This window comes from Comamonas sp. CAH-2, assembly GCF_009668305.1.
In the GTDB taxonomy this organism is placed as follows: Bacteria; Pseudomonadota; Gammaproteobacteria; order Burkholderiales; family Burkholderiaceae_C; genus Comamonas; species Comamonas aquatica.
This window is the reverse complement of record NZ_VSWF01000004.1, coordinates 174,505-198,690: the sequence shown is the minus strand read 5'-3', so window position 1 is coordinate 198,690 and position 24,186 is coordinate 174,505. Positions and strand designations below refer to the sequence as shown.

Below are 24,186 nucleotides of genomic sequence, written 5' to 3'. Positions count from 1 at the left end.
GACCTGCGGCATGGAGGGCAGCTTCGGCTGCCCTTTTGCATGCAGGGGCCGGCCACGGCTTGGCACAATCGGCCCCATGATCCAGCGACAAGACCTTCTCGCCCATTTCGATGGCCTGCTGCAGCCCGAGCGCTTCAAGGACTACGGACCGAATGGTCTGCAGGTCGAAGGCAAGGCCGAGATCCGCCGCCTTGTCAGCGGCGTCACGGCCAGCCGGGCGCTCATCGAGGCCGCGATCGCCGATGGCGCCGATGCCATCTTCGTGCACCACGGTCTGTTCTGGCGCGGCATGGACGGGCGCATCACCGGCTGGATGAAGGAACGCATCCGCCTGCTGCTGGCACACGACATCAGCCTGTTTGCCTACCACCTGCCGCTGGATGCCCACCCCGAGCTGGGCAACAACGCGCAGCTGGGCGCCCGGTTGGGCGTGCAGGCCAGCGGCAGCTTTGGCGAGCAGGCACTGGGCCTGGTGGGCGACGTGCAGTTTGCCAACGCCGACGCCCTGGCCGCCCATGTGCAGGCCGTGCTGGGCCGGCCCGTGACCTGCGTCAGCGGTGCGCCGCAACAGGCCATCCGCCGGCTGGCCTGGTGCACGGGCGGGGCCCAGGGCTTTTATGAAAGCGCCCTGGCGGCCGGCGCCGATGCCTACCTCACCGGGGAAATCTCCGAGCCCCAGGCCCACCTGGCGCGCGAGACCGGCACCACCTTCATCGCCGCGGGCCACCATGCGACCGAGCGCTACGGCGCGCCCGCGGTGGCGGCCCATGTGGCCGCCGCACTGGGCCTGAGCCACCGCTTCATCGAGATCGATAATCCGGCCTGAGCGTGGCGCGCCCGTGCCTGGGGGCTGGCGGTGCGGCCATCCCCAGCGGGGCGCACACCCCGCGGCGGAACGTGGCGCCATAGCTGCTGTGCCCCGCGGGCGGGTGGCTGTGCAGCACTTTCACTATTTTCATAGCTGTCCGCGCATGCTGGATCAGCGCTGGAGGTTGATTTCATGTCCAACACCCACGCCATCGCCATCACCCAGGGAGATTCGGCCGGCATCGGCCCGGAGATCATTGCCAAGGCCTTTCGCGACCATGCGTCCGAGCTGCAGGGGTGTTTTGTGGCCGGGGACGTGGCCACGCTGCGCCGTGCGGCCCAGGCCATCACCGGACCGGGCCAGGCACACCTGCCGGTGGCAGTGATCGCTGCGCCGCAAGATGCGTGGACGGTGCCGCCGCGCTGCATCCCGGTGCTGCAGTTGCCGGGCATGCCGTCCCCTGCGCCCTGGGGGCAGGTCAGCGCCCAGGCCGGCGCAGCGGCCGCGTACAGCGTGCAGTGGGCCGCGCGGGCGGCGCTGCGGGGTGAGATCGCCGCCCTGGTGACCGCGCCCCTGCACAAGGAGGCGCTGCATGCGGCCGGTGTGGACTACCCCGGCCACACCGAGCTGTTGCAGGCCGAGGCCGCCGCGCACGCCGGTGTCGGGCTTGCGCAGATGCCGGTGCGCATGATGCTGGCCAACCACGAGCTGCGCACGGTACTGGTCAGCATCCATGTCTCGCTGCGCCAGGCCATCGAGGCCGTCACCTTCGACAACGTGCTGCAGACGCTGCGCATCACCCACGATGCGCTGACGCGCATGCTGGGCCGAGCGCCGCGCATTGGCGTCGCCGGGCTGAATCCGCATGCGGGGGAAGGGGGGCTGTTCGGTCAGGAAGAATTGACCATCATCGCGCCGGCCGTGGCGGCCGCGCGGGCCGAGCAGATCGACGCACAAGGCCCGTTTGCACCCGACACCATCTTCATGCGCGCAAGGGATGTTGATGTGCGAGCAGGGGAATTCGACGCGGTGTTGGCGATGTACCACGACCAAGGGTTGATCCCGGTCAAATATTTGGGTGTTGAGCAAGGGGTGAACGTGACCCTGGGTCTGCCACTGGTGCGCACCAGCCCGGACCATGGCACAGCCTTTGATATTGCGGGCCAGGGCGTGGCCGATGCCTCCAGCCTGCTGGAGGCCGTGCGCATGGCGCAGCGCCTGTCGGCACCTTCGCAGGGCTGAACGACACAGGCCGCAGCTTGCGGTGCGGCCTGTGGGGGGCGGTCGGCGCAACCGCCGGACCAGCGGTGGCTGGATCAGCGGCGCAGCTGGTCGCGGATTTCGCGCAGCAGCAGCACCTCTTCCGGGGTGACTTCGGGGGCGGGCGGGGCGGTGGGCGCCTCGCGCTTCAAGCGGTTGATTTGCTTGATCATTAGGAAAATGATGAAGGCCAGGATCGCGAAATTCACCGCCACGGTGATGAAGTTGCCATAGGCAAACACCGGAATGCCGGCCGTCTTGAGGGCTGCCAGGGTGCGCGGCGTGCCCTCCGGAATGGTGCCCAGCACCACGAACAGGTTGGAGAAATCGAGCTTGCCGAACACCAGGCCCACGACCGGCATGATGAGGTCGTTGACCACCGAGTCCACGATCTTGCCGAAGGCCCCGCCGATGATGACACCCACGGCCAGATCGATCACATTGCCCTTGATGGCGAACTCGCGAAACTCTTGCATCATCCCCATACGCCTACTCCACAAATCGGTTGAGATGCGCAATATTGCGTGATCTAACGCAAAAGTAGTGTCAGACGCGTGCTTGGATTCCTGAATTTCGCTCCGCTACAATTTCCCGATTGTCCCTATACCTAGCGATGTTTTATCGAGGATCCCCATGAGCGAAACACCTGTCGACTCCAGCAAACGGACGTGGATCATCACGTCTGCCTGCGCTGGCGCGGTAGGCGGCGTGGCAGCCGCTGTCCCCTTTGTGAGTACCTTCCAGCCTTCGGAGAAGGCCAAGGCCGCAGGTGCCGCGGTGGAGGTCGATATCTCGGCCTTGCAGCCCGGCCAGAAGATCACGGTGGAGTGGCGCGGCAAGCCAGTCTGGATCGTCAAGCGCACCAAGGAGCAGCTGGACGAGCTGGCCAGCCTGGACGCCCAGTTGGCGGATCCCGACTCGCAGCGCAAGCCTGCCGAGCTGACTCCTGCCTACGCCCGCAACACCTGGCGCTCCATCAAGCCCGAGATCCTCGTGGCCGTCGGTATCTGCTCGCACCTGGGTTGCTCGCCCACGGACAAGTTTGTGGCCGGTGCCCAGCCCTCCCTGCCCAGCGATTGGAAGGGCGGCTTCTTGTGCCCTTGCCACGGCTCGACCTTTGACATGGCCGGCCGTGTGTTCAAGAACAAGCCCGCGCCCGACAACCTGGAAGTGCCGCCCCACATCTACCTGTCGGAGACCAAGCTCCTGATCGGTGAAGACAAGGCTTGAGGGAGTTAAAACGACATGGCCCACGAATTCAAAGACATCGATCCCAACGCGTCCACGGGCGCCAAGGTGACGAACTGGTTCGAGAACCGTTTCCCCACGGCATTCTCGGCCTACAAGGTTCACATGTCGGAGTACTACGCTCCGAAGAACTTCAACTTCTGGTACATCTTCGGCTCGCTGGCGTTGCTGGTGCTGGTGATCCAGATCGTGACCGGCATCTTCCTGGTCATGCACTACAAGCCCGACGCCGAGAAGGCGTTCGCTTCGGTGGAATACATCATGCGGGATGTGCCCTGGGGTTGGCTGATCCGCTATATGCACTCCACGGGGGCCTCGGCCTTCTTCGTGGTGGTGTATCTGCACATGTTCCGCGGTCTGCTGTACGGTTCGTACCGCAAGCCGCGCGAACTGGTCTGGATTTTCGGTTGCGCCATCTTCCTGGCGCTGATGGCCGAAGCCTTCATGGGCTACCTGCTGCCCTGGGGCCAGATGTCGTACTGGGGTGCCCAGGTGATCGTGAACCTGTTTGCCGCGATTCCTTTCGTGGGGCCTGATCTGGCGATCCTGATCCGCGGCGACTACGTGGTGGGCGATGCCACACTGAACCGCTTCTTCAGCTTCCACGTGATCGCCGTGCCGCTGGTGCTGCTGGGTCTGGTGGTGGCGCACTTGCTGGCGCTGCACGACGTGGGTTCGAACAACCCCGATGGCGTGGAAATCAAGGCGCCCGGTGCGCCCAAGGATGCCAAGGGCAACCCCCTGGATGGCATTCCCTTCCACCCCTACTACACCGTGCACGACATCTTTGGCGTGGCTGTGTTCCTGTTCCTGTTCTCGGCGGTGGTGTTCTTTGCCCCCGAGTTCGGTGGCTACTTCCTGGAATACAACAACTTCATTCCTGCGGACCCGCTGAAGACTCCGGCGCACATCGCCCCCGTGTGGTACTTCACACCGTTCTACTCCATGCTGCGTGCGATCACCTCCGAGATGATGTACGTGCTGGTGGCCTGCGTGGTGCTGGCGGCTGCGTTCACCGCCTTCAAGGCCAAGATGGCCGGCTTGTTCAAGCTGGTGCTTGTAGGTGCAGCCGTGGTAGCCGTGGCGCTGATGCTGGCGATCGATGCCAAGTTCTGGGGCGTGGTGGTGATGGGCGGTGCCGTGATCATCCTGTTTGCCCTGCCCTGGTTGGATCTGAGCCCGGTCAAGTCCATTCGCTACCGCCCAAGCTGGCACAAGTACTTGTATGCGGTGTTCGTGGTGAATTTCCTGATCCTGGGCTACCTGGGGGTGCAGGCGCCTTCGCCGATTGGCGAGCGTGTGTCGCAGGTCGGTACGCTGTTTTACTTCGGATTCTTCCTGCTGATGCCCTGGTGGAGCCAGCTGGGAACGCCCAAGCCCGTGCCTGACCGCGTGAATTTCAAGCCCCACTGAGCTAGGAGCGAACAACAATGAAAAAACTGATTCTCACGCTGTTGACCGCTCTGGGTCTGGCAGGCGGTGTGCACGCTGCCGGTGGTGGTCTGATTGCCCTGGACAAGGCACCGGTGGATGTGTCCAACCAGGCCTCATTGCAAAACGGCGCCAAGCTGTTTGTGAACTACTGCCTGGGTTGCCACTCGGCGGCGTCCATGCGCTTCAACCGTCTCAAGGACATTGGTCTGACCGATCAACAGATCAAGGACAACCTGCTGTTCACCACCGACAAGGTGGGTGAAACCATGGTGGCGGCGGTAGACCCCAAGCAGGCCAAAGAGTGGTTTGGCGCCAATCCGCCGGATCTGTCGGTGATCGCTCGCTCGCGCGCCAGCGCCCAAGGTTCGGGGGCGGACTACCTGTACACCTTCCTGCGCACGTTCTACCGTGATGAGGCCAAGGCCACTGGCTGGAACAATCTGGTGTTCCCTTCGGTCGGCATGCCGCATGCGCTGTGGCAGCTGCAGGGTGAACGCCATGCGATCCTGGAAAATGTCGAGGTGCATGGTCAAAACACCCAGGTGTTCAAGGGCTGGGAAACCATTTCTCCGGGCACAATGAGCGCACAAGAGTACGATCAGGCCGTCGGTGATTTGGTGAACTTCCTGCAATGGATGGGGGAGCCAGCCCAAAATACACGCATTCGCGTCGGTGTGGGCGTCTTGATCTTCCTGGGCATCTTCATTCTGATTGCCTGGAGATTGAACGCCGCATTCTGGAAAGACGTCAAATAAATAGATAGACTGCAGCCGCTTTGCATTTCGGTGCAGAAACGGTTTGGTCACAGCGGAGTGGGCGCTTTTGAAGCGTCCCACTCTTTTTGATTTTTAGGAGCTTCCGCCATGATGGTGCTTTACTCGGGAACGACTTGCCCATATTCCCACCGCTGCCGCTTTGTGCTGTTTGAAAAGGGAATGGACTTCGAGATCCGTGATGTGGACTTGTACAACAAGCCCGAAGAGATCGCGGCGATGAACCCTTATGGCCAGGTGCCGATCCTGGTCGAGCGCGATCTGATCCTGTACGAGTCGAACATCATCAATGAGTACATCGACGAGCGCTTCCCCCACCCCCAACTGATGCCTGGCGATCCGGTGGATCGTGCGCGCGTGCGCCTGTTCCTGCTGAACTTCGAAAAGGAGTTGTTCGTGCATGTGAACACGCTGGAGCAGCGCAACGTCAAGGGCAACGAAAAGGACGTGGAAAAGGCCCGTCAGCACATTCGTGACCGTCTGACGCAGTTGGCCCCCGTGTTCCTGAAGAACAAATACATGCTGGGCGAGGGCTTCTCCATGCTGGATGTGGCGATTGCGCCCCTGCTGTGGCGCCTGGACTACTACGGCATCGAGCTGAGCAAGAACGCGGCGCCGCTGCTGAAGTACGCCGAGCGCATCTTCTCGCGCCCCGCCTACATTGAAGCGCTGACACCTTCCGAGAAGGTGATGCGCAAGTAATTGCGCCTGTCCCGAGCACCGATCTACTGCTTTTGCTGTTTGCTGGAATTTGTACATGAACGAGCCCACCACCACTTCGACACGGCCGTACCTGATTCGTGCCATTCATGAGTGGTGCACGGACAATGGCTTGACGCCCTATCTGTCCGTGCGCGTGGACCGTTCCGTGCAGGTGCCCCGCGAGTTTGTGAACGAGGGCGAGATCGTGCTCAACGTCAGCTATGACGCCACGGGCAGCCTGCAGCTGGGCAACGAGTTCATTGAGTTCAAGGCCCGTTTCGGTGGCAAGCCGCGCGACATCATGGTGCCGGTGGAGCGTGTGCAGGCGATCTATGCCCGCGAGTCGGGGCAAGGCATGTCGTTCCCGGTGGTGGACGATGTGTTGGCAGATGTGCCGGACGAGGTGCCGGATGTGGCAGGTGCTGTGGACGTGGCGTCGCCAGAAGCTGCTGCGCCTGAAGAGCCCGCGCCTGCACAGGTGGTGCAGTTGGTCACTTCCGGCACCAAGCCGCAGGTGGAGGAGGGGGACGAACCGCGTCCTCCCGCGCCTGCGACAGGTCGTCCCGCCCTCAAGCGGGTGAAGTAAGCGGATATTTTTTCGGCCGTGAAACTTGTATTAGAATCGCGGTCTTCGCCGGTTTAGCTCAGTTGGTAGAGCACCCGCCTTGTAAGCGGTAGGTCGTCAGTTCGAATCCGACAACCGGCACCATCTCTGGTGCTTTTTCTTTGAAGTACCTTGTCCCTTCGGCAGCCTCTGGCCTGTGTTGCGGACCGCCGGTTTAGCTCAGTTGGTAGAGCACCCGCCTTGTAAGCGGTAGGTCGTCAGTTCGAATCCGACAACCGGCACCATCCATTGTTTCGACCACATTTCCCACATGCTGGGATGCCTGCGTTCGCTGTTCCAGTTTCACACTGGGCTTTGCCATGGTGCAGCGTGCAGCACCTTGAGCTGGATGCGTGCCACGTTCCAGCCTTTGGTGCGCAGGTGGGCCTCCAGCCCCGGCAGCAGATAACGGACCTTGGTGGCAGCGGCCGATGTCTTGACCAGCAACCACCAGGTGTCTCCTTCGATTGGTCCGGCTTGCACGCTGAGGCGCAAGCCGGGCGGGAGCAGGGGGGTGATGGCCTTCAGGCGCGCATTCGCCTCACGGGCCTGGCCGATCAGCTGGGACAGGGCGGGGGAAGCCTGGGAGGCTTGTTCCAGCGAAATGGCGAAATGGCGGCGCGAATGCATGGTGGAGTGTCCGGATGGGGCTCACATTATCCGTGTCTTGCGTTGTATGTGGGTGCATGCGGCATCCCTGCGGGTGCCGAAGTGAAAGCGGCAGTTAGAATCAATTTTTGGCTTTCAGCAGATGGGCTCTTGCTTTATCGCTGAATGAGCCCATTTGCATGGCAACTCTACATTAGGGATTTGGCCGCTTCCGGTGCCCATGGCGACTGGTGCGCGGCTTCCGTTCGCATGGTCAACTTTCTCACCAAACTTTTCGGCAGCCGCAACGACCGGCTTCTCAAGCAGTACCGCAAGACGGTGGCGCGCATCAATGCGATGGAGCCTGAGCTGGAAAAGCTCGATGACCAGGCGCTGAAGGCCAAGACCCATGAATTCCAGTCACGCTTGGGCCAGGGCGAGGCCCTGGACGATTTGCTGCCCGAAGCCTTCGCCGTGGTGCGCGAGGCTTCCAAGCGCGTGCTGAAGATGCGCCACTTCGATGTGCAGCTGATGGGCGGTATCGGCCTGCACCAGGGCAAAATTTCGGAAATGCGCACGGGCGAAGGCAAGACGCTGACCTCGACCCTGCCTGTGTACCTGAATGCGCTGACCGGCAAGGGCGTGCACGTGGTGACCGTGAATGACTACCTGGCCAGCCGCGATGCGGAGACCATGCGCCCGCTCTACCACTTCCTGGGCCTGTCCGTGGGGGTGAACCTGCCCCAGGCGCCGCGCGAGGAAAAGCAGCTGGCCTACCTGGCCGACATCACCTACGGCACCAACAACGAATACGGTTTCGACTACCTGCGCGACAACATGGTCTACGACAAGGCCGATCGCGTGCAGCGGGGCCTGAACTACGCCATCGTCGACGAGGTGGACTCCATCCTGATCGATGAGGCGCGCACGCCGCTGATCATCTCTGGCCAGGCCGACGACAACACGGCCATGTACCAGGCCATCAACCAGCTGGCGCCCCAGCTGGTGCGCCAGGAGGGCGAGGCCGACCCCCGCACGGGCGAAGGTGTGACCAAGCCAGGCGACTTCACGGTCGACGAAAAGAGCCACCAGGTGTTCCTGACCGAAGACGGTCACGAAAAGGCGGAGCAGATCCTGAGCGCCGCCGGCCTGCTGGCCGAAGGCGCGTCGCTGTACGACCCCTCCAACATCGCGCTGGTGCACCACTTGTACGCCGCCCTGCGTGCCCACCACATCTACCACCGTGACCAGCACTACGTGGTGCAAAACGGTGAAGTGGTCATCGTGGACGAGTTCACCGGCCGTTTGATGAGTGGCCGCCGCTGGAGCGAAGGCCTGCACCAGGCCGTGGAAGCCAAGGAAGGTGTGGCCATCCAGGCCGAGAACCAGACCATGGCCTCCATCACCTTCCAGAACTACTTCCGCCTCTACAGCAAGCTGGCCGGTATGACGGGCACTGCGGATACGGAAGCCTTTGAATTCCAGAGCATCTATGGCCTGGAAACCGTGGTCATCCCGCCGAACAAGCCCAGCCGCCGCGAGGACCAGCTGGACCGCGTCTACAAGACCACGCAGGAAAAGTACAACGCCGCGATCGACGACATCCGTGCTTGCCATGAGCGCGGTCAGCCCGTGCTGGTGGGAACGACCTCGATCGAGAACTCGGAAATCATTGCCCAGCTGCTGAACCAGGCCGGTCTGCCCCACCAGGTGCTGAACGCCAAGCAGCACGCCAAGGAAGCGGACATCATCGCCCAGGCGGGTCGCAAGGGCATGATCACCATCGCCACCAACATGGCGGGCCGTGGTACCGACATCGTGCTGGGTGGCAACATCAGCAAGCAGGAAGCCGAGATCGCCCACAACCCCGAGCTGGATGACGCTGCCAAGGCCGAGCAGATCGCTGCGCTGCACGCGCAGTGGCGCCAGGACCACGAAGAGGTCAAGGCCCTGGGCGGCCTGCGCATCATCGCCACCGAACGCCATGAGTCGCGCCGCATCGACAACCAGCTGCGTGGCCGCTCCGGCCGCCAGGGCGATCCCGGTTCCTCGCGCTTCTACCTGAGCCTGGACGACCAGCTGATGCGGATCTTCGCGGGCGACCGCGTGCGCGCCATCATGGACCGCCTGAAGATGCCCGAAGGCGAAGCCATCGAGGCCGGCATCGTGACCCGCTCCATCGAGTCGGCGCAGCGCAAGGTCGAAGCGCGCAACTTCGACATGCGCAAGCAGCTGCTGGAATACGACGACGTGTCCAACGACCAGCGCAAGGTGATCTACCAGCAGCGCAACGAGATCCTGGATGCCGAGGATCTGACCGAGATGATCAACGTCATGCGCGAGGACTGCGTGGCCGATCTGGTGCGCCAGTACGTGCCGGCCGAATCCATGGAAGAGCAGTGGAACCTGCCCGCGCTGGAGAAGGCACTGGCCGAGTGGCACGTGTCCGTGGACCTGCAGGGCATGATCAAGGACTCGGACAGCATCACCGACGAAGAGATCCTGGAAACCTGCGTCAAGGCCGCCAACGACCTCTACCAGGGCAAGCTGGACCTGGTGGGCTCCGAGCAGTTCATGAACTTCCAGCGTGCCGTGCTGCTGCAAAGCTTCGACACCAACTGGCGCGACCACCTGGCGGCGCTGGACTACCTGCGCCAGGGCATCCACCTGCGCGGCTTTGCGCAAAAGCAGCCCAAGCAGGAATACAAGCGCGAAGCCTTCGAGCTGTTCCGCCAGCTGATCGACCAGGTCAAGAACGAAGTCACGCGCGTGCTGTTGACCGTGCGCATCCAGCAGCCCGAGCAGCTGGACCAGGCGGCGCAAAGCATCGAAGACCGCGCCGAACATGTGCCCGGCATGAACTACTCGTCCGCCGATGGCGACAAGAGCGACAGCTTCGAGCTGCCGCCCGGTGCGCGCGTGGGTCGCAACGACCCCTGCCCCTGCGGCAGCGGCCAGAAGTTCAAGAACTGCCACGGCAAGCTGAGCTGATACGGCACGCTTCACCAAAGAACACACACGGGCTGCGGCCCGTGTTCTTTTTTGTCCCGATAATGGCTGTCTCACTGTTTTATCTCGGTAGGAAGTCCTGCAATGCCCGTGAATTTGCCCGTCCCCGTCGCCGCTGACCTGCATCCGGTTGCCGGTGTGCGCATTGGCGTCACCGAAGCCGGTGTGCGCAAAGCCAACCGCAAAGACCTGACCGTGTTCCTGCTGGACGAAGGTGCCAGCGTGGCCGGCGTGTTCACGCAGAACCGTTTCTGCGCGGCGCCCGTGCAGGTCAGTCGCGAGCATCTGGCTGCCGGGCAGGGCATCCGTGCCATGGTCATCAACACGGGCAACGCGAATGCCGGCACCGGAGCCGCCGGCCTGGCCAATGCCCGCGCCACCTGCGCGGCCCTGGCCCAGGCGCTGGGCGTGGCGCCTGAGCAGGTGCTGCCGTTTTCCACCGGCGTGATCATGGAAGAGCTGCCCGTGGACCGCATCGTCGCCGGCCTGCCCGCAGCCATCGCCGCGGCCCAGCCCGACAACTGGGCCACTGCCGCCGCAGGCATCATGACCACCGACACCCAGCCCAAGGCCTACAGCCGCCAGGTGGTGCTGGGTGGCAAGACCGTCACCGTCACCGGCATCAGCAAGGGCGCAGGCATGATCCGCCCCAACATGGCCACCATGCTGGGCTATGTGGCCACCGACGCGGCGATTGCGCCCGCGCTGCTGCAGGACTTGGTCAAGGAACTGGCCGACGGCTCCTTCAACCGCGTGACCATCGACGGGGACACCTCCACCAACGACTCCTTCGTGCTGGTGGCGACGCACCAGGCCGGCAACGCCGAGGTGACGGGCTGGAGCAGCCCGGAGGCCCAGGCCTTGAAGGCCGCGCTGCTGGAGGTCTCGCGCCTGTTGGCCCAGGCCATCGTGCGCGACGGCGAAGGCGCGACCAAGTTCATCACCGTGCAGATCGACGGCGGCAAGACCGAGGAAGAATGCCGCCTGGCGGCCTATGCCATCGCGCATTCGCCCCTGGTCAAGACGGCCTTCTTCGCCTCCGACCCGAACCTGGGCCGCATCCTGGCGGCCGTGGGCTACGCCGGCATCACCGACCTGGACCAGACGAAGATCGACCTGTTCCTGGACGACGTGCACGTCGTCGTGAACGGTGGCCGCAACCCCGCCTACCAGGAGGCCGACGGCCAGCGTGTGATGAAGCAGCCCGAGATCACCGTGCGCGTGAACCTGGGCCGCGGCACGGCCAGCCAGACCGTGTGGACCTGCGACTTCAGCCACGACTACGTGACCATCAACGCCGACTACCGTTCCTGACGGGAGGGTTGCGCATGCGGTCCCCGACACGTTGTTCTGCCTCTCGCCGCAGCGCTGCTGCTGGATTCGAGGCAGCGCTGTGTTTCGATTGCCCTGCGGGCTGACCGTTTGCGTATGCCAGGGCCTGTCGATCAGGCCCTTTTGATTTCAGAAGCAGTCTGCGCTGGTGTACATAGGGTTTCAATGTGTTTTCATATTGAAATCCGCTGTTCACAAGCGCTGGCAGCTATCAAAACCATGGGTGGAGACCTGCCGTGCAAGATGTGATGAATCCTTTGGAGCGTTTGGTGGAGCGTGCCGAGCAGCTGATGCAGCGCATCGAGTCGGTGCTGCCCCAGCCCCTGCAGGCACCGGCCGACTGGAATGCGGCCATCGCCTGGCGCTACCGCAAGCGCTCCAATGGCTGCGGTGTGCTGGAGCCGGTGCGCCATGTGGGCGCCATGCAGCTGTCGGACCTGCAGAACGTGGACGTGCAAAAGGAAAAGATTGCGCGCAACACCGAGCAGTTCGTGCAAGGCCGCACGGCCAACAACGTGCTGCTGACGGGCGCGCGCGGCACGGGCAAGTCGTCGCTGATCCGTGCCTGCCTGCACGCCTATGCACCGCAGGGCCTGCGCCTGATCGAGGTGGACAAGGTGGACCTGACCGACCTGCCCGACATCGTCGACGTGGTGGCTGGCCGGCCCGAGAAGTTCGTCATCTACTGCGACGACCTGAGCTTTGAGGAGGGCGAGCCCGGCTACAAGGCCATGAAGTCCATCCTGGATGGCTCGGTCTCTGCCGCCACGCCGAACGTGCTGGTCTACGCCACCAGCAACCGCCGCCACCTGCTGCCCGAGTACATGACCGACAACCTGACGCACTCCAAAGGCGAGCACGGCGAGATCCACCCCGGCGAGGTGGTGGAGGAGAAAATCTCCCTGTCCGAGCGCTTTGGCCTGTGGGTCAGCTTCTACCCCTTCAGCCAGGACGAGTACCTGCGCGTGGTGGCCCAGTGGCTGCGTGCGATGGGCCTGGACGATGCGGCGATTGCGGCCGCGCAGCCCGAGGCCCTGGTCTGGGCGCTGGAGCGTGGCTCGCGCAGCGGTCGCGTGGCCCAGCAATTTGCGCGCGACTACGCCGGCCGCAGCGAACGCCCGGTGGCCGTGCGCCACCGCATTGCCGATGTCGATGGCCTGAGCGACGGCGCGGAAATCTGATTGTTTGAAAAGAGTCCCCCTGTGAGTACCCCCCTTGCCCAACAACCCACCGAAGTCGCCGTGGGTGTGCTGATCCGCGAGAGCGATGGCGCCCTGCTCATCACCAGCCGCCCCGAGGGCAAGCCCCGCGCGGGCTGGTGGGAGTTCCCCGGCGGCAAGCTGGAAGCCGGCGAGAGCGTGGAGCAGGCCCTGCGCCGGGAGCTGCAGGAGGAGCTGGGCATCACCATCCGCAACTGCCTGGCCTGGAAGGTGACCGAGCATGCCTACAGCCATGCCCTGGTGCGCCTGCACTGGTGCAAGGTCACGCAGTGGGACGGCGATTTTGAAATGCGCGAAGGCCAGCAGATGGCCTGGCAGCAATTGCCCCTGAGCGTGCGCCCGGTGCTGGAAGGCTCGCTCCCCGTGCTGCAGTGGCTGAGCGAGGAGCGGGGGCTACCGTTCGATGCGGCCGTCTATGCCGAGTCGGCACTATCGGAAAAGTGAGCGGTCAGCGCGCTTGCCGTATGGATTAGGCACTTGAAGCACCTTCAAAACAAGTAAGGAGCTGCGCGTGCAGCTCCTTTTTTTGTAGGTGCGCGCCGCGAACTCAGTCTTCGACGCGCGGGTCGCCGTACTGGTTGTCCTGTGGGGGCTGGGCAGGCACGCGGAAGCTTTCAGCCGCCCAGGCGCCCAGGTCGATGTCCTTGCAGCGCTGGCTGCAAAACGGTCGCGCCGCATTCGTGGGGGCAAACAGGCTGGGCCCGCCGCAGGTAGGGCAGGGGACGGTGGTGGAGGGAAAAGAGGCAGCGTCTCGCATGGCCCAAGTCTGTCACAGACGCCGGGTCAGGCGCACAGCGTCAGCTCGAAAGCCGCATTTTCCGTGGTGACCTGCAGGCCGCCGGCCTCATTGGGGCGCAGCAGGCGCACGGACACCATCAGGCGGTTGGCGCTGATCTCGGGCACCAGGCCGGATTCCGCATCGATGCGCAGGCGCAGCAGCTGGTAGGGGCGTCCGGCCGGCAGCGCCTGCTGGAATTGCCCACCCATCGCGGCCACTTTCTGGGGGGAGCCGGTGTCGCGCACCAGGCTGAGCAGCAGGCCCAGCGAATCTGCCAGGGGCTGCAGGCATTGGATCCACTGGTGCAGGTCGGCCCGGCGTTCGGCCGCAGGCTTGTTCTGCCAGCGGTGGTAGGCGGGCAGGTCGAAGCTGCTGGTGCCGCCGGGGATGCTGATGCGGCTGCGGATGGCCATCAGCCAGTCGTTTTCCGTCAGCGGCTGGCCGGTCTTGCCGGTCTGGGCATGCAGGACGCTGTAGCACTGCTCCAACTTGGCAATGATGCTGTCCAGCATGTCCTGCGCAATCGCGGGATTGTCGCGCAGACCTTCAAACAGGCTTTTGTGGCGGTCCAGGTCGCGCAGCAGGTCCGACTTGAGGTCGGCGCGGGCCGCCACTTCCATGATCTCGAAGATCGTCGCCAGGGCAAAGTGGTGGTCCACCGGCGATTCGCGCGTGACGAGTTCAAACAAACGCCGGAACAATTGTTCCAGTCGCAAATACGTGCGCAAGCGTTCGTTGAAAGGGTACTCGTAAAGAATCACGCTGGCGGTATCCCGGTGTGCTGAGGCGAAAAAGTGGAGCTTGCACCAGCGGGCCAGCCCAAAGGGGCACTGGTTACAAAGTCGCTAGCTGCCATCATAGCTGTAACCATGCGGAAATTGATAGCACTTCTTGACGTAATCCAGCTAAATCAAGGCCATCGTTGTAGATCACCCAGTCTGCTGCGGCCCGGCGCTGCGCGCGCGTGGCCTGTGCCGCCATGATGCGTGCGATGGCGTCAGGGGCCAGCCCGTTGCGCGCGCTGACGCGTTGCACCTGGGTGCTTTCCTCGCAGTCAACCACCAGCACGGCATCCAGCTGCGGGCGCCAGCGCCCGGATTCCACCAGCAGCGGAATGTCAAACACCAGCCACTGCGCGCCGCAGGCTTCGGCCTGCAGGGCCTGGCGCTCGGTCAGGCTGCCCACCAGCGGGTGGACGATGGCTTCCAGCCGCTGGCGTGCGCTGGGGTCTTCAAACACCAGTTGGCGCATGAAATCACGGTCCAGGGCCCCTTGCGCATCGATCGCCGAGGCACCAAATTCGACCTCGATCTGCGGCATGGCCAAACCACCCGCCGCCGTCAGACTGCGTGCAATCTGGTCGGCGTCGATGACCACGGCCCCTGCGGCGGCCAGCATCTGCGCCACCGTGCTTTTGCCGCTGCCAATCCCGCCGGTCAGGCCCCAGCGTTGTGCGCGCTGCATGTTCACAGGCCCAACGCCGTCAGCACGGCGCGCAGCAGGCGGTCCGGGCCGAAGAACATCGCGGTAAAGCCCGCGCCTGCCAGAAAGGGGCCGAACGGGATGTAGCCACCCTCGCGCAGGCTGCTGCGCAGCTTCAGGGCGATGCCAATGACGGCGCCGATCACCGACGCCATCAAGATCATGGGCACCAGGGCTTGCCAGCCGAACCAGGCGCCGAGGGCGGCGAACAGCTTGAAGTCACCGTAGCCCATGCCTTCCTTGCCGGTGATCAGCTTGAAAACCCAGTAAATGGACCACAGCGACAGGTAGCCGATCGCGGCGCCCCAGACGGCGTCGCCCAGGGTCACCGAGGTCCAGCCCAGGGCAGTGGCCAGCAGGCCGGCCCACAGCAGCGGCAGGGTCAGGTCATCGGGCAGGTAGGTGGTGTCCCAGTCGATCAGCGCCAGTGCCAGCAAGGTGGCGCTGAAGCCGCACCAGGCCCAGCCTGTCGGGGTGAATCCCCAGCGGGTGATGCACCAGGCGAACAGACCGGCCGTCGCGACTTCCACCAGGGGGTAGCGGATGCCGATCGGAGCGTGGCAGTGCGCGCATTGGCCGCGCAGGTACAGCCAGCTGATCACCGGGATGTTCTCCAGCCAGCCTATGGGGTGGGCGCAGTGGGGGCAGCGCGAGCGGGGCTTGGACAGTGTCAGCGCGGGGGCTGTGGGCGTATAGGCCTCGCCCGCCTGTGCTGCCCGGTGCTGTGCGCATTCGGCATCCCATTGCTGCTCCATCATGCGGGGCAGGCGATGGATCACAACGTTCAAGAAGCTGCCGATCAGCAGCCCCAGCAAGGCCGCCAGCGCGGCACCGCTCCATACAGAAAAGTCCATCAGACCACTTGTCCTAACTTGAAGATCGGCAGGTACATGGACACCACAATCCCGCCGATGATGCCACCCAGGATCACGATGATGATGGGCTCCATCAGGCTGGAAAGGCCTGCGACCATCTCGTCCACTTCCTGTTCGTAGAAGTCGGCCGCCTTGCCCAGCATGTGATCAATGGAGCCCGATTCCTCGCCGATGGCACACATCTGCAGCACCATCGACGGGAAGACATCGGCACTCGTCATGGCATCGGTCAGGTTGGTGCCGGTGGCGACCATCTGCTGGATCTTGTCGGTGGCTTCCCGGTAGACGCTGTTGCCCGAGGCGCCGCCGACGGAGTCCAGCGCTTCCACCAGGGGCACGCCCGCGGCGAACATGGTGGAGAGGGTGCGCGTCCAGCGGGCGACGCAGGATTTGTCGATCAGGATGCCAAAAATGGGCAGCTTCAGCAGCAACCGGTCCATCACGCGCTGCATCTTGGGACTGCGCCGCCAGGCTTGCATGAAGAAATACAGGCCGCCACCGATCACACCAAAGATCAGCCACCAATAAGCAACAAAGAACTCACTGATGGCCATGACCAGCAGCGTCGGGGCCGGCAGGTCGGCGCCGAAAGAGGTGAAGACTTCCTTGAACGCCGGGATCACAAAGATCATAATCACCGTCACCACCACGAACGCCACCACGATCACCGCGATGGGGTACATCAGAGCGGACTTGATCTTGCCCTTGATGGCCTCGGTCTTTTCCATGTAAGTGGCCAGACGGTCCATCAAGGTGTCCAGGATGCCCGCGGCTTCCCCGGCCTCGATCAGGTTGCAGTACAAAGCGTTGAAGTGCATGGGATGCTTGCGGAACGCCATGCTCAGCGAGGTGCCGGTCTCCACATCCTGGCGGATGTCATTGAGCAGCTTGGTCACGCTGGGGTTGGGGTTGCCACGCCCGACGATGTCGAACGACTGCAGCAGCGGGACCCCGGCCTTCATCATGGTGGCCATCTGGCGGGTGAACAGCGCAATGTCCTTGGGCTTGATCTTCTTGCCGGCGCGCATGCTGCGCTTCTTCAGCTTGGTGATGAAGATGCCCTGGCGGCGCAAGGAGGCCTGGACCTGGGCTTCCCCAACGGCCCGCATCTCTCCGTGCAGTGCCTTGCCCTGGCGGTCTTTGCCGGCCCATTCGTAAATGAACTCCTTTGCGTTGCTCCTGCCAGGTGCTGCGGTTGCCATAGCGCTGTTCCCTCTGATCTTGATGTTGTACGGTGGTCAGGCCTGCGGCGCCTACAAATTGGTGACGGCCAGCACCTCTTCCAGCGAAGTGATGCCTTGCCGAACTTTGTCCAATCCGGATTCGCGCAGCGATTTCACGCCTTCGCTCCTGGCCTGGGCGGCAATCTCCAGGGCACTGCCGTCGCGCAGGATGATTTGTTGGATTGCTTCGGTGATTGGCATCACCTGGTAGATGCCTACGCGGCCCTTGTAACCATTGTTGCAGGCACTGCAGCCCACAGCCTTGTAGGGGACCCAGGAGCCATTCAGCTGACGCTCCTCGTAACCGGCTTCGACCAGGGTTTCGTGCGGCACATCATGCGGCTGTTTGCACTGCGGGCACAAGCGGCGCGCCAGACGCTGGGCCGTGATCAGGATCACGCTGGAGGCGATGTTGAACGGCGCAATGCCCATGTTGCGCATGCGCGTCAACGTGGTGGGCGCATCGTTGGTGTGCAGGGTGGATAGCACCAAGTGCCCCGTCTGCGCGGCCTTGATGGCGATGTCGGCCGTTTCCAGATCGCGGATTTCACCGACCATGATGACATCCGGGTCCTGGCGCAGGAAGGACCGCAGGGCGGTGGCGAAAGTCAGTCCGGCCTTTTCATTCACATTGACCTGGTTGACCCCGGGCATGTTGATTTCCGAGGGATCTTCGGCCGTGGAAATGTTTACCCCGGGTTTGTTCAGCAGGTTCAGGCAGCTGTATAGCGACACGGTCTTGCCCGAACCGGTGGGGCCCGTGACCAGGATCATGCCGTAGGGCCGCTGGATGGCATCCAGCAGACGTCCCTTTTCCTCGGGCTCGTAGCCCAGGGCGTCAATGCCCATCCTGGCGCTGCTGGGGTCCAGGATACGGATCACGATCTTCTCGCCGAACAGCGTGGGCAAGGTGGAGACACGGAAGTCGATGACGCGGTCGGCGCCGACCTTGAGCTTCATGCGCCCATCCTGGGGGACGCGTTTCTCCGAGATGTCCAGGCGCGAGATCACCTTGATGCGCGAGGCCAGTTTTTCCTTGATGGCGATGGGTGGGCTTGCGATCTCCCGCAGTTCGCCATCGATCCGGAAGCGCACGCGATAGCTGTGTTCGTAGGGCTCAAAGTGCAGGTCCGAGGCCCGCATGTTGAACGCGTCAATCAGCATCTTGTGCAGGAACTTAACGACCGGCGCATCCTCGACCTCGGACGCATTGCTGTCCTTGTCGTCGGGTGCGGGCGCATCCACCACTTCGTCGAACTGGAAGTCAGCATCGGAATTGAAGGCGTCCAGGGCCTCAGAGGCACTCTTGGTCGTGGCTTCGACCAGGCGCTGCAGTTTGTCGCATTCGACAATGACCCAGTCCACCCCCATCTGGACGGTGAATTTGATCTTCTCCGCGGCGTCTTTGTCAGTAGGGTCTGCCGTGGCCACCACCAGGCGGTTGCCGCGCTTGAGCAGGGGCAGCACCTTGTGCATGCTGCACAGCTTGGCGTCCAGCAAATCCCTGGGCAGGCGCTGGGGATCGATGGTGTCCAGGTCCAGCAGCGGCGTGCGAAAAATCTGTGCGATCTGGAAGGCCAGTTCCGCCGCAGGCATGTGCCCGGATGCCACCAGCTGTGCCACGAAGCTGTTCTTGCTGGCGTGGGCCTTGCGGGCCGTCTCCAGCGCGACCGTTTCCGTGAGCTGGCCTGCACTGACCAGGGCCCGTGCCAGCCCGGCCAGGGCCGTGTTCGAGGAGGACTGTGCGATCGAGGATGCAGTGGATGCGGCGTTCATGGGCCGTGAGTGGAATATGTTGTATTTAGGTGTGGGAGGACGCGCCTATCATCCCTGATCAAAACAGGACTGTACAGACGCAAAAAGCCTGCAGGGGCAGGCTTTTTGAAAAAGATTGACGTGGTGCACAGTCTCCTGTGCACGTTCACGATCTGTGATCAGGTGCGGCGCAGCAGCAGTTGTGCCGCCAATTGTTCCATCGCCTGCGTGTAGGCATTTGCAGGCAGGGTCTGCAAGGCGGCGATCGCACGCATGGCTTCGTTGTGGGCGGCCTCGCGGGTGGCATCCAGAGCGCCGGTGCGCTTGACGATGGACAGGATACTGGGCAATTGTTCGGTGGAGCCTTGCTCGATCGCTTCGCGCACCACCTGGGCGTCTTCGGCCGTAGCCTGTTGCATGGCGATGATCAGGGGCAGCGTGCATTTGCCTTCGCGCAGATCGTCCCCCAGGTTCTTGCCCATTTCTGCCGCATCGCCGTCGTAGTCCAGTACATCGTCGATGATCTGGAAGGCGGTGCCCAGTGCCTGTCCATAGGTCGCGCAGGCGGCCTCGATCGTGGGATTGGCGCCTGCCAGGATCGCAGCGATCTGGGTGCTGGCCTCGAACAGCTTGGCGGTCTTGGAGCGGATGACGTGCAGGTAGCCGGCTTCGTCCAGCGAGGCATCGTGGGTGTTGATCAGCTGCTGCACTTCACCTTCGGCGATCACATTGGTGGCATCGGAGAGCACCTGCAGGATGCGCATATTGCCGGCCTCGACCATCATCTGGAACGAGCGCGTGTGCAGAAAATCCCCCACCAGCACGCTGGCCGGGTTGCCGAAAGACTCGTTGGCCGTGGGGCGGCCGCGGCGCAGGGTCGATTCGTCGACCACATCGTCATGCAACAGCGTGGCTGTGTGAATGAGCTCCACCACGGCGGCCAGCGTGTGCTTGGTCGGGCGTTGCTCGCCCAGGGCATTGCTCACCATCAGCAGCAGGGCGGGGCGCAGGCGCTTGCCGCCGGCTGCAATGATGTACTGGGAAATCTGACCGATCAAAGGGACGCTGGTGGTCAAACGCTGTGCGATGACACGGTCCACCGCCTGCATATCGTCGGCAATCAGGGCAAGCGGGTTGGGAATGGGGTTTGCTGTAGTCAAGGTAATCGCCACCAGGAGAGGCGCTGATTATAGGAAGACATCGGACAAGCCCTGTGAGGCGGCAAGGTTGTGTGTGGACGCTCATTGGCGTTTACGCGTACAATCTTGGGCTTCCGTGGAAATTCGTCTGCGGAGACTCAAGAATCGAAAGAGGTTTACATGTACGCGGTCATAAAAACCGGTGGCAAACAGTATCGTGTTGCTGCTGGCGAAAAAATCAAGGTAGAACAGATTGCTGCGGACGTAGGCCAGGAAATCGTGATCGACCAAGTTTTGGCAGTCGGCAACGGCGCAGAACTGAAGGTTGGCACTCCCCTGGTGTCCGGCGCAACTGTGAAGGCAACGGTGGTTGCTCACGGCAAGCACGACAAGGTGCGCATCTTCAAGCTGCGTCGTCGTAAGCACTACGCCAAGTCTCAAGGCCATCGCCAGCAGTTCACCGAACTGCAAATCGTGGCGATTGCCGCTTAATTCCCAAGGAGCTAAGTCATGGCACAGAAAAAAGGCGGCGGCTCTACGCGCAACGGACGTGATTCCAAGCCAAAAATGCTGGGTGTGAAGGCCTTCGGTGGCGAGTTGATCAGCGCAGGCTCGATCATCGTGCGCCAGCGTGGCACCAAGTTCCACCCCGGTACCAACGTGGGCATCGGCAAGGATCACACTTTGTTCGCTCTGGTGGACGGCCACGTGTCTTTTGACACCAAGGGCGCTCTGTCCAAGCACACCGTCAGCATCACGCCTGCTGCTTAAAGCAACACGCGTCATCTGACATCACAAAGCCCCGATGCGTCGGGGCTTTGTTGTTTTCACAAGGGCGCCAAAGCCCTTGCACAGCAAGCCAGGAAGGTCCTGGCTTATGCTTTTGGGCCGGCACCACGGGTGCCTGTCTCTCCAATGATCACGGGAAAGCCTCATGAAGTTCGTCGATGAAGCCTATATTGAAATTGCCGCGGGCGATGGCGGTAATGGCGCAGCCACGTTCCGGCACGAAAAATACAAGGAATTCGGCGGACCCGACGGTGGTGACGGTGGCCGTGGCGGCCACGTCTATGCCGTGGCCGATGTGAATCTGAACACCCTCATCGACTACCGTTACTCGCGCCGCCATGAGGCGCAGCGCGGCGAGAACGGCATGGGCAACGACATGTTCGGCGCGGCCGGCAAGGACATCACCTTGCGCCTGCCCGTGGGCACCATCATCACCGATGAAGCCACGGGCGAAGTGCTGCACGAGTTGCTGGTACCCGGTGAAAAGATCGTGCTGGCGCGGGGCGGCGACGGCGGCTTTGGCAACCTGCGCTTCAAGAGTGCGGTCAACCGTGCACCGCGCCAGAAGACGCCCGGGCGTCCCGGCGAGCGTTTCAGCCTGAAGCTGGAGTTGAAGGTGCTGGCCGATGTGGGCCTGCTGGGCATGCCCAACGCCGGCAAGTCGACCTTCATTTCCTCGGTCTCCAATGCCCGCCCCAAGATTGCCGACTACCCCTTCACCACGTTGCACCCCAACCTGGGTGTGGTGCGGGTTGGCCCTGAGCAGAGCTTTGTGATCGCCGACATTCCCGGCCTGATTGAGGGCGCCTCCGACGGCGCCGGCCTGGGGCACCAGTTCCTGCGCCACCTGCAGCGCACCCGCCTGTTGCTGCACATCGTCGATCTGGCGCCGTTTGACGAGGCCGTGGATCCGGTCGAGCAGGCCAAGGCCATCGTCCAGGAACTCAAGAAGTACGACGAAGCGCTGTACAACAAGCCGCGCTGGCTGGTGCTCAACAAGCTGGACATGGTGCCCACCGAAGAGCGTGCCGCCAAGGTCAAGGACTTTGTGAAACGCTACAAGTGGAAGGGGCCGGTCTACGAAATCTCGGCCCTGGCGCGCGAAGGCACAGACCGTCTGGTGCAGGACATCTTCAAGCACGTGCAAGTCCAGCAAAAGGCCGAGCAACCCCAGGAAGCGGAGTACGATCCCCGCTTCGCGGGCGACATGCCCGTGTGAGGTTGCACCGCAGGTGCTCTTGGATCAATAGCTGCTAGCGCTTGCTGGACAAGCGTTACAGCCTTAAAACGCTCATAACAATGTCATCCCGTGTTCTGCAAGATGCGCGCCGCATCGTGGTCAAGGTCGGCTCCAGTCTGGTCACCAACGAAGGCCGTGGCCTCGACGAGGCAGCGATTGAGGAATGGTCGCGCCAGCTGGCGGCCCTGGTGCACGGCGATGACGGTGTGCGCCGCGAGGTGATCATGGTGTCCAGCGGCGCGGTGGCCGAAGGTATGAAGCGCCTGGGCTGGGCCACGCGGCCCAAGGAAATCCACGAACTGCAGGCCGCTGCGGCAGTGGGCCAGATGGGGCTGGTGCAGATGTACGAAACCAAGCTGCGCAACCACCACGTGGGCAGCGCCCAGGTGCTGCTGACCCATGCCGATCTGGCCGACCGTGAGCGCTATCTGAATGCGCGCTCCACCTTGCTGACCCTGCTCAAGCTGGGTGTGGTGCCGGTGATCAACGAGAACGACACGGTGGTCAACGACGAAATCAAGTTCGGCGACAACGACACCCTGGGGGCGCTGGTGGCCAACCTGGTGGATGCCGACGCCTACGTCATCCTGACCGATCAGAAGGGCTTGTACACCGCCGACCCGCGCCGCGACCCCGAGGCACGGTTCGTGCACGAAGCCCAGGCCGGCAACCCCGATCTGGAGGCCATGGCCGGCGGCGCCGGCTCCAGCATCGGCAAGGGCGGTATGCTGACCAAGATCCTGGCGGCCAAGCGCGCGGCAGGCTCGGGCACCTCCACCGTGATCGCCTGGGGGCGCGAGCAGGATGTGCTGTTGCGCCTGACCCGCGGGGAGGCGATTGGCACCTTGCTGGTGGCGCCCACCCACAAGAACCAGGCCCGCAAGCAATGGATGATGGACCACCTGCAGCTGCATGGCTCGGTCACCATCGACGATGGCGCGGTGCGCAAGCTGCAGGGCGAGGGCAAGAGTCTGCTGCCCGTGGGCATGGTGGCGGTGGAGGGTGATTTCTCGCGCGGCGACGTGATTGCCGTGTGCGATGCGGGCGGCAAGGAAATCGCCCGCGGGCTGGCCAACTACTCCAGCGCTGAGGCACGCCTGTTGTGCAAGCACGCCTCGTCCGAGGTCGAGCAGCTGCTGGGCTACCGAGCCGAGCCCGAAATGGTCCACCGAGACAACATGGTCGTGCTGTCCTGAGTACCAGGCCGTGGCCGCGGGACCCAAAAAAATCCCGCAGCACGGTGAAGTGCAGCGGGATGGGGGATTTCAGCGCGGGTTCTGGTCGTTCTGCGGATCCGGGTCAAAGCTGGCGCCGGGCGGCAACTCCAGACCGGGATTGCCCATCACGCCATGGTGGCGCAGCACGGGCGCCGGGCGTGGCGTGGCGGTGGGGGGCTCACTCTCGCGCGGACGCATACCACTGCGCAGATACCGGTTGCGTTGCTGTTCGCTGCGCGGCACGTAGCGGGCCAGTTCGGTCAGCGCCATTTCATAGACGCCGCGCTTGAACTCCACCACCACATCCAGCGGCACCCAGTAATCGTTCCAGCGCCAGGCGTCGAACTCCGGGTGGTCGGTGGCACGCAGGTTGAGGTCCCAATCGTGACCCAGCAACTGCAGCAGGAACCAGATCTGCTTCTGGCCCTTGTAATGACCTCGCGCATCGCGGCGTATGTAACGATCCGGCACCTCGTAGCGCAACCAGTCCCTGGTCCGGGCCACCACGCGCACGTGGTCGGGCTTCAAACCCACCTCCTCATGCAGCTCCCGGAACATGGCCTGCTCGGGACTTTCGCCCCGGTCAATGCCTCCCTGCGGAAACTGCCAGCTGTGGGTGCGAATGCGTTTGCCCCAGAACACCTGGTTTTTCTGGTTGAGCAGGATGATGCCGACGTTCGGGCGAAATCCGTCCCGGTCAAGCATAATCG

General features: G+C 63.2%; 25 protein-coding genes and 2 tRNA genes. 17 read left to right on the top strand and 10 right to left on the bottom strand.

Annotation, left to right across the window (positions count from 1 at the left end; genetic code table 11):
• The first annotated feature begins 76 nt into the window (after positions 1–76).
• Together FYM52_RS05125 and pdxA are read left to right on the top strand one after the other, a co-directional pair.
• Entirely contained in the window at positions 77–826 is a 750-nt protein-coding gene (locus FYM52_RS05125) for a Nif3-like dinuclear metal center hexameric protein (RefSeq protein WP_154163315.1), read from the top strand.
• A gap of 174 nt (positions 827–1,000) precedes the next feature.
• Positions 1,001–2,050 (top strand): 4-hydroxythreonine-4-phosphate dehydrogenase PdxA, encoded by a 1,050-nt coding sequence (gene pdxA, locus FYM52_RS05120; RefSeq protein ID WP_154163314.1) that lies wholly within the window; start codon positions 1,001–1,003, stop codon positions 2,048–2,050.
• Positions 2,051–2,124: 74 nt separating this feature from the next.
• On the opposite strand, the gene mscL is transcribed toward pdxA, so the two are convergent.
• The gene (gene mscL / locus FYM52_RS05115; protein WP_045267493.1) at positions 2,125–2,553 is read right to left on the bottom strand and encodes a large conductance mechanosensitive channel protein MscL; all 429 of its coding nucleotides are present in this window, start codon (positions 2,551–2,553) and stop codon (positions 2,125–2,127) included.
• A gap of 148 nt (positions 2,554–2,701) precedes the next feature.
• Between mscL and petA the strand changes: the two genes are divergently transcribed.
• From petA to FYM52_RS05080, 7 genes are all read left to right on the top strand, one after another.
• Entirely contained in the window at positions 2,702–3,298 is a 597-nt protein-coding gene (gene petA, locus FYM52_RS05110) for a ubiquinol-cytochrome c reductase iron-sulfur subunit (RefSeq protein WP_042419919.1), read from the top strand.
• Positions 3,299–3,313: 15 nt separating this feature from the next.
• Positions 3,314–4,729, top strand: coding sequence for a cytochrome bc complex cytochrome b subunit (locus FYM52_RS05105; protein ID WP_042419916.1), 1,416 nt, complete (start codon positions 3,314–3,316; stop codon positions 4,727–4,729).
• A gap of 17 nt (positions 4,730–4,746) precedes the next feature.
• A complete protein-coding gene (locus tag FYM52_RS05100) occupies positions 4,747–5,505 on the top strand; it encodes a cytochrome c1 (RefSeq protein WP_042419913.1) in 759 nt (252 codons plus the stop codon).
• Positions 5,506–5,613: 108 nt separating this feature from the next.
• A complete protein-coding gene (locus tag FYM52_RS05095) occupies positions 5,614–6,225 on the top strand; it encodes a glutathione S-transferase N-terminal domain-containing protein (RefSeq protein WP_042419909.1) in 612 nt (203 codons plus the stop codon).
• A 55-nt stretch (positions 6,226–6,280) separates the two neighbouring features.
• On the top strand, positions 6,281–6,811 hold the full coding sequence (locus FYM52_RS05090) for a ClpXP protease specificity-enhancing factor (protein ID WP_154163313.1): 531 nt from the start codon (positions 6,281–6,283) through the stop codon (positions 6,809–6,811).
• 47 nt (positions 6,812–6,858) lie between these two features.
• A tRNA-Thr gene (locus FYM52_RS05085) sits at positions 6,859–6,934 on the top strand.
• A gap of 64 nt (positions 6,935–6,998) precedes the next feature.
• Positions 6,999–7,074, top strand: a tRNA-Thr gene (locus FYM52_RS05080).
• A 58-nt stretch (positions 7,075–7,132) separates the two neighbouring features.
• Here FYM52_RS05080 and FYM52_RS05075 read toward each other — a convergent pair.
• On the bottom strand, positions 7,133–7,459 hold the full coding sequence (locus FYM52_RS05075) for a hypothetical protein (RefSeq protein ID WP_154163312.1): 327 nt from the start codon (positions 7,457–7,459) through the stop codon (positions 7,133–7,135).
• Between the two features lie 228 nt (positions 7,460–7,687).
• Here FYM52_RS05075 and secA point away from each other — a divergent pair, with 228 nt between their 5' ends.
• From secA to FYM52_RS05055, 4 genes are all read left to right on the top strand, one after another.
• Complete coding sequence (gene secA / locus FYM52_RS05070; RefSeq protein ID WP_154163311.1) at positions 7,688–10,408, top strand: preprotein translocase subunit SecA; 2,721 nt, start codon at positions 7,688–7,690, stop codon at positions 10,406–10,408.
• 102 nt (positions 10,409–10,510) lie between these two features.
• Positions 10,511–11,740: a bifunctional glutamate N-acetyltransferase/amino-acid acetyltransferase ArgJ gene (gene argJ, locus FYM52_RS05065; RefSeq protein WP_154163310.1), complete on the top strand. Its 1,230-nt coding sequence runs from the start codon at positions 10,511–10,513 to the stop codon at positions 11,738–11,740.
• Between the two features lie 266 nt (positions 11,741–12,006).
• A complete protein-coding gene (locus tag FYM52_RS05060) occupies positions 12,007–12,939 on the top strand; it encodes an ATP-binding protein (protein ID WP_154163336.1) in 933 nt (310 codons plus the stop codon).
• Between the two features lie 21 nt (positions 12,940–12,960).
• On the top strand, positions 12,961–13,422 hold the full coding sequence (locus tag FYM52_RS05055; protein WP_179954931.1) for an NUDIX domain-containing protein: 462 nt from the start codon (positions 12,961–12,963) through the stop codon (positions 13,420–13,422).
• A gap of 103 nt (positions 13,423–13,525) precedes the next feature.
• Here the strand turns inward: FYM52_RS05055 and FYM52_RS05050 are convergent, their stop codons facing one another.
• From FYM52_RS05050 to FYM52_RS05020, 7 genes are all read right to left on the bottom strand, one after another.
• The gene (locus FYM52_RS05050) at positions 13,526–13,735 is read right to left on the bottom strand and encodes a DNA gyrase inhibitor YacG (protein ID WP_045267488.1); all 210 of its coding nucleotides are present in this window, start codon (positions 13,733–13,735) and stop codon (positions 13,526–13,528) included.
• A 26-nt stretch (positions 13,736–13,761) separates the two neighbouring features.
• Positions 13,762–14,517, bottom strand: a complete 756-nt coding sequence (gene zapD / locus FYM52_RS05045) for a cell division protein ZapD (protein ID WP_042419933.1) — start codon at positions 14,515–14,517, stop codon at positions 13,762–13,764.
• A 94-nt stretch (positions 14,518–14,611) separates the two neighbouring features.
• Entirely contained in the window at positions 14,612–15,220 is a 609-nt protein-coding gene (coaE, locus tag FYM52_RS05040) for a dephospho-CoA kinase (RefSeq protein WP_154163335.1), read from the bottom strand.
• A gap of 2 nt (positions 15,221–15,222) precedes the next feature.
• Positions 15,223–16,092, bottom strand: a complete 870-nt coding sequence (locus FYM52_RS05035; RefSeq protein ID WP_154163307.1) for an A24 family peptidase — start codon at positions 16,090–16,092, stop codon at positions 15,223–15,225.
• A complete protein-coding gene (locus FYM52_RS05030; protein ID WP_045267485.1) occupies positions 16,092–17,315 on the bottom strand; it encodes a type II secretion system F family protein in 1,224 nt (407 codons plus the stop codon). The genes FYM52_RS05035 and FYM52_RS05030 overlap by 1 nt, the downstream gene beginning before the upstream one ends.
• Before the next feature lie 51 nt (positions 17,316–17,366).
• Entirely contained in the window at positions 17,367–19,112 is a 1,746-nt protein-coding gene (gene pilB, locus FYM52_RS05025) for a type IV-A pilus assembly ATPase PilB (RefSeq protein ID WP_154163306.1), read from the bottom strand.
• A 158-nt stretch (positions 19,113–19,270) separates the two neighbouring features.
• Complete coding sequence (locus tag FYM52_RS05020) at positions 19,271–20,200, bottom strand: polyprenyl synthetase family protein (RefSeq protein ID WP_154163334.1); 930 nt, start codon at positions 20,198–20,200, stop codon at positions 19,271–19,273.
• 210 nt (positions 20,201–20,410) lie between these two features.
• Here FYM52_RS05020 and rplU point away from each other — a divergent pair, with 210 nt between their 5' ends.
• From rplU to proB, 4 genes are all read left to right on the top strand, one after another.
• Positions 20,411–20,722, top strand: a complete 312-nt coding sequence (gene rplU, locus FYM52_RS05015; protein ID WP_042417032.1) for a 50S ribosomal protein L21 — start codon at positions 20,411–20,413, stop codon at positions 20,720–20,722.
• 18 nt (positions 20,723–20,740) lie between these two features.
• Complete coding sequence (rpmA, locus tag FYM52_RS05010) at positions 20,741–21,001, top strand: 50S ribosomal protein L27 (protein ID WP_042416998.1); 261 nt, start codon at positions 20,741–20,743, stop codon at positions 20,999–21,001.
• A gap of 163 nt (positions 21,002–21,164) precedes the next feature.
• A complete protein-coding gene (gene cgtA, locus FYM52_RS05005; RefSeq protein WP_154163305.1) occupies positions 21,165–22,238 on the top strand; it encodes an Obg family GTPase CgtA in 1,074 nt (357 codons plus the stop codon).
• Positions 22,239–22,318: 80 nt separating this feature from the next.
• A complete protein-coding gene (gene proB, locus FYM52_RS05000; RefSeq protein WP_154163304.1) occupies positions 22,319–23,455 on the top strand; it encodes a glutamate 5-kinase in 1,137 nt (378 codons plus the stop codon).
• Positions 23,456–23,524: 69 nt separating this feature from the next.
• Here the strand turns inward: proB and FYM52_RS04995 are convergent, their stop codons facing one another.
• Complete coding sequence (locus FYM52_RS04995) at positions 23,525–24,181, bottom strand: RNA pyrophosphohydrolase (RefSeq protein ID WP_154163303.1); 657 nt, start codon at positions 24,179–24,181, stop codon at positions 23,525–23,527.
• Positions 24,182–24,186: the final 5 nt, after the last annotated feature.